This is a genomic window from Chthonomonas sp. (assembly GCF_035294505.1).
Lineage (GTDB): Bacteria > Armatimonadota > Chthonomonadetes > Chthonomonadales > Chthonomonadaceae > Chthonomonas.
Genome location: NZ_DATGKU010000172.1, coordinates 1 through 4,922 on the forward strand (window position 1 = coordinate 1; position 4,922 = coordinate 4,922).

General features: G+C 58.3%; 4 protein-coding genes and 1 pseudogene. All 5 read left to right on the plus strand.

Annotation, left to right across the window (positions count from 1 at the left end; translation table 11 throughout):
* The first annotated feature begins 195 nt into the window (after nucleotides 1-195).
* Complete coding sequence (gene argC, locus VKV18_RS09655; protein ID WP_324203999.1) at nucleotides 196-1,239, plus strand: N-acetyl-gamma-glutamyl-phosphate reductase; 1,044 nt, start codon at nucleotides 196-198, stop codon at nucleotides 1,237-1,239.
* Nucleotides 1,236-2,459 carry a bifunctional glutamate N-acetyltransferase/amino-acid acetyltransferase ArgJ gene (gene argJ / locus VKV18_RS09660; RefSeq protein WP_324204000.1) on the plus strand — a complete coding sequence of 408 codons (1,224 nt, stop codon included), beginning with the start codon at nucleotides 1,236-1,238 and terminating at the stop codon, nucleotides 2,457-2,459. The genes argC and argJ overlap by 4 nt, the downstream gene beginning before the upstream one ends.
* Nucleotides 2,460-2,469: 10 nt before the next feature.
* Nucleotides 2,470-3,321, plus strand: coding sequence for an acetylglutamate kinase (gene argB / locus VKV18_RS09665; protein WP_324204001.1), 852 nt, complete (start codon nucleotides 2,470-2,472; stop codon nucleotides 3,319-3,321).
* A 53-nt stretch (nucleotides 3,322-3,374) separates the two neighbouring features.
* Nucleotides 3,375-4,601 (plus strand): acetylornithine transaminase, encoded by a 1,227-nt coding sequence (locus VKV18_RS09670; protein ID WP_324204002.1) that lies wholly within the window; start codon nucleotides 3,375-3,377, stop codon nucleotides 4,599-4,601.
* 15 nt (nucleotides 4,602-4,616) lie between these two features.
* A pseudogene (locus VKV18_RS09675) lies at nucleotides 4,617-4,922 on the plus strand (ornithine carbamoyltransferase); the annotation flags it as partial.

Consider the following 4,922-nt stretch of genomic DNA (forward strand, 5'->3'; position numbering starts at 1 on the left):
ACCCTTCGTGACTGCGAGATCATCAAATATACGCATTCACAAACCCCATAGGCCTAGCAGAGAGGTTGATTAGCTTGCTTTGTTGCCGGTTGACTCGAAGGCGCTATCTGCGGTAAGATTTCTATCTCATTCCATAAAGTATGCCGGACTTTTGAGCTTTTTGCGCTTCGGAAAGGCCTGGCAAAGGGATAGATAATGCTTAACGTAGGAATCGTGGGGGCTTCTGGCTATGCGGGCGGTGAGCTGTTGCGCCTGCTCCTACGGCATCCCCACGTTCAGTTGCGGTGCGCCGTTTCGGGCACCTATGCCGGTAAGCCGCTGGGTGAGGCGTTTCCGGGGCTTTCGCGCCATACGGAATTACGCTTCACCGATATGGACGAAGACCTCCTCGCCTCCTGTGATGTGGTGTTCCTGGCCCAAGAGAACGGCAAGGCCATGCACTTGGCGGCGAAACTGCTGGCAGCAGGGGGTCGCGTCATTGATATCTCAGCCGACTTTCGCTTCCGCGACACGGAGACCTACCTTCAGTGGTACGGCCAGCCGCACGCTTGCCCCGAATGGAATAGGGAAGCCGTTTACGGCCTACCTGAGCTTTACCGCACACAGATCGAAAAGGCGCGACTCGTCGGCAACCCAGGCTGCTATCCCACAGCCGCCATTTTGGCTCTGGCTCCTTTATTAAAAGCGAATTTAGTAGACCCTAGCTCGATTCTGGTGGATGCAAAATCGGGAGCGTCCGGCGCAGGACGCTCGAAATTTGGCCTCGACTACCACTTCTCCGAGCTGAACGAAAATGTAAGCGCCTACAAGATCGCGGGCACCCATCGCCATACGCCCGAAATCGAGGAGGTGCTCGCCGATGTGGCCGGTCTTCCCCAACTGCGCATCAGCTTCACCCCTCACCTCATTCCCATGACGCGAGGCATTCTGGCCACCTGCTATGCCCAGCTTAGGTCGCCCCAGACGACCAGAGCTCTGCAAGAACTTTACATTGAGTTTTACAAAGAGGCTCCGTTTGTTACCATCTTCACCGACCGGCTGCCCTCTACGAAGGGAACCTATGGTTCCAACGACTGCCACATCGGGTTAGCGGTGGACGATCGCACCAATCGTGTCACGGTGGTCTCTGCCATTGATAACCTGGTAAAGGGAGCGGCGGGGCAGGCAGTGCAAAATATGAACTTGATGTGCCATTTTGAGGAGACGGCCGGCCTAGAGTCGGGGGGCCTCTGGCCATGATCACGTTGTGGAAGGAAGAGCAGGCCGGGGTAACCTACCCAGAAGGGTTTGTGGTAGCCGCGGTTCGATGCGGGTTGAAGACCGAAGGGGAAGACCTTGCCTTATTGGTGTCCGATAGTATGGCCACCGTCGCCGGCGTTTTCACAACGAACTGCGTGCAGGCCGCCTGCGTGCGCTACTCGCGTCGTGTTGTGCGAAGCAGCGGTGTGGCACGTGCCGTGCTGATCAACGCCGGTAACGCCAATGCCTGTAACGGAGAACGTGGAGAGGCCGATAACCGCAGCTTGGCGGAGTGGACCTCGCGCCTTTTAAACGTGGCACCCGATGCGGTGCTTACCGCCTCTACCGGCGTTATCGGTCATCCATTGCCGATGGACAGATTACAAAAAGGCATTCCTGAGGCGGTGGAAGCGTTAGACCGTTCCGCCGAAGCCGATGCCCGCGCCGCCTGCGCCATTATGACCACCGATACGTTTCCCAAATATCGCGCCGTGTTGGCCGATTCCGACCACTGGGTGGCGCCCATTCGTTTTGGGGGCATGTGTAAGGGGGCCGGCATGATCGCCCCACAAATGGCCACTATGTTAGCCTTTCTCACCACCGATGCCCGGCTTCCCGGTCCTCTGCTGCAGGAGGCTTTGCGTCGTGCCGTTGAGCCATCTTTTAACTCCGTTACCGTAGATGGCGATATGAGCACGAACGACATGTGTCTTCTGCTGGCGTCGGGCATGGGCGAGGCGGAAATATCGCGCGAAGGCGAGGCGTTTGAGGATTTTGTGGAGGCGCTTACCCGTCTCACCACAGCCCTAGCCAAAGAGATCGCCCGCGACGGTGAAGGGGCCACGAAGTTGGTCACCATAACGGTGCAGGGTGCACCGACGAAGGCCGTCGCGAAAAGGGTGGCCAAAACGGTGGCCGAATCGCCCCTGGTGAAAACGGCGCTTTTTGGCTGCGATCCGAACTGGGGCCGGCTATTGGCCGCTGCCGGGCGCGCCGGCGTGCAGCTTGACCCCGAAAGGATTGATGGTTTCATTGGGCCTTACAAGGTTTGCGCTCAGGGCGGCTCCGTGCCCTTCGATAGGGAAGGCGCCCATGCTTACCTGAAGGGGAAGGAGGTCTCCATTACGCTCGATTTGGGCCTCGGCGAGGAGAGCGCAACCGTGTATACCTGTGATTTCAGTTACGACTATGTCCGAATCAACGCAGAATACCATACCTGAGGGTTCACCGATGCAAACCCCTGCCGATGTGCTGATTGAGGCTTTGCCCTATTTCCGTGAGTTCTACGGAAAGACCGTGGTGGTAAAGTACGGCGGGAACGCCATGATTGATGAGACTTTGAAAGAGCAGGTGATGCAAGATATCGCGCTGCTTCACTACGTTGGCATACGTCCTATTCTCGTGCACGGTGGCGGCCCTGAAATCAGCGCCCTCATGAAACAGATGGGACACGAGCCTACCTTTGTTGGTGGGCTGCGCGTGACCGATGCGGCCACGATGGAGATCGTGGAGATGGTGCTGGCCGGAAAGACCAACAAGTCCATTGTGGCGTTGCTGAACCGTCAGGGGGCGCAGGCCGTTGGGTTGAGCGGCAAAGATGCGAACCTCATTGTAGCGTGCAAGATGCGCTCGTCGAAGGGCGATTTAGGGTATGTTGGCGAGGTGGCAAAGGTGAACCCCGGCATCCTCAATCTGCTGGTGGAGAGAGGCTACATCCCCGTTGTCTCTTCGGTGGCCATAGGCCCCGATGGGGAGAGCTACAATGTAAATGCCGATCATGTGGCGGGGCACATTGCCGCCGCCGTAGGGGCTGCCAAACTGGTGATACTCACCGATGTTGAGGGGCTTTATGCCGACTACAACGACAAATCGAGCCTCATCGTTGAGATGGATGTGCAGCGGGCGGAGGAGATGTTGCGCACCGGCGCCGCCGACAGAGGGATGATTCCCAAGCTGGAGGCCTGCATCACGGCCATTGAGGGCGGGGTTCCTCGTTGTCATCTTATTGACGGGCGAAAGCCCCATGCGCTTCTTATCGAAATCTTCACCGATCAAGGAATCGGCACGATGGTACACGCCTAGTGGCCGTGGAGGATACACCGAATTTTAGCGGTACAAGGAAGGGAGATATAAGCATGCCGACCGTCGAGCCGCAGGCTGGCGTTAACGCAGAAGAGATTTTTGAACTCGATTCGCGCTATGTGATGGGCACCTACGCTCGGCGCCCTGTGGTGTTCGTACGTGGTGAGGGAGCCACTTTATATGACAGCGAAGGCCGCGCCTACCTCGACTTTTTGGCCGGCATTGCGGTCGCTTCGGTGGGCCACTGTCATCCACGCATCGCAGGCGCCATTGCGCAACAGGCCCACACGCTGATGCATGTCAGCAATCTGTTTCATAATGTGCATCAAGCGAGGCTCGCCAAGCGCCTCTGCGACCTGACGGGTATGGAGCGCGTGTTTTTTTGCAACTCGGGGGCCGAGGCCAACGAGGCCGCCCTCAAGATAGCTCGCAAATGGGGGAAGCAGCAGCGAGGTGAAACCTGTTACGAGATCATCACGTTTCACGGCTCTTTCCACGGGCGTACGCTGGGCACCGTCACGGCCACCGCGCAGCCCAAATATCAGAAGCCATTCGAGCCGCTGGTGCCCGGCTTCCACTATGCGCCACTCAACGACCTCGAGGCCTTTCGTTCCCTGCTGTCCGAGCGCACCTGTGCCGTGATGATCGAACCGATCCAGGGGGAGAGCGGCATCCATCCGTGCGATCCCGACTTTCTTAAGGCCGTACGTGCCCTTTGCGATGAAGCCAAGGTTCTGCTTATTTTCGACGAGGTGCAGTGCGGGCTTGGGCGCACGGGGCGCTTCCTCGGAAGCCAGGCCTTAGGGGTACAAGGCGACATTGTGACCCTGGCAAAAGGCATCGCCGATGGCTTTCCTATGGGGGCCTGTTTGGCACGGGGAGAGGCCGCGCTTACTCTGGCGCCTGGAGACCACGGTTCCACTTTTGCCGGGCAACCTCTGGCTTGTGCGGCCGCTCTCGCCACGCTCGATGTACTCGAAGAGGAGAACCTCATGGCGCGCGCCGCAGAGATAGGCGCCTATTTCCTCGATAGGCTGCGCACACTTCAGCGGACGCATCCAAACCGCATTAAGGAGGTGCGTGGCCTGGGCTTGATGGTCGGCGTGGAGCTGATGCAGCCGAAAGCAAGGGCGGTGCTCGATTCGCTTTTCCAGCAGGGCATTGTGGCAAACGCCATCGGGGATAGCACGCTTCGCTTTGTTCCGCCCCTTGTGGTGACCAAAGCCGATTGTGATCGGGTAGTTCAGGCACTCGAATATGCCCTTCAACCGGCCTCGTAGAGAGGAATCGCTCGCATGACTCTGCCAACCGATCCTACCGAAGAACAGCTTCGCCAACTCATTCAAACCGATGCCTCTGGCTGGCGCAAACGCTCTTTGGTGACTCTTTGGGACGTCACCGCGGAGCAGATTCGGGCGCTACTTGAGGTGGCCGTTTTTCTGAAGAAAAGCGACCTGGCTCGCAAACCCACGCTCTACTGGAACTACCCACGCACGTTGGCCATGCTTTTTGAGAAGCCCTCGTTGCGCACGCGCGTGAGCTTCGAGGTTTCGATGGCGCACCTGCGCGGCCATGCCATCTATCTCGGCCCGAACGATGTG